The 327-nt window shown below is 62.1% G+C and carries 1 protein-coding gene; it reads left to right on the top strand.

Going from position 1 to position 327, the window contains the following annotated elements:
- Positions 1–192: acyl-CoA dehydrogenase family protein (locus CYJ76_RS11805; RefSeq protein WP_269148637.1), on the top strand; the 192-nt coding region annotated here is incomplete at its 5' end.
- Between the last annotated feature and the right edge of the window lie 135 nt (positions 193–327).

Here is a 327-nt window from a genome sequence, read left to right as displayed (position 1 = left end):
GCAGCTAAGTACCTGGCCTCCGACCTGCAGAGCTCCGTGGCGGACCGCTGTCTGCAGCTGTTCGGTGGCTACGGTTTCATGCGCGAGTACCCGATCTCCCGCATGTACACGGATGCCCGCGTGCAGCGCATCTACGGCGGCACGAACGAGATTATGAAGCTGCTGATCGCCCGCGAATTTAAGCAGGACTAGAGACTGAGCCAGGGGTCAGAGGAAGGTCGGCGGCTCGGCCAGCTCAAAATCCGTGCCACCGTTCCAGGTCAGGTAGACCTGCGTGCGTTGGGAGGGGGAGGACATGGGGCCTGAATCGCCGTATCCGAGGTAGTC

Source organism: Kytococcus schroeteri (assembly GCF_002847825.1).
Lineage (GTDB): Bacteria > Actinomycetota > Actinomycetes > Actinomycetales > Dermatophilaceae > Kytococcus > Kytococcus schroeteri.
The sequence above is the reverse complement of the archived record's forward strand: the minus strand, read 5'-3'. Positions and strand labels throughout refer to the sequence as shown.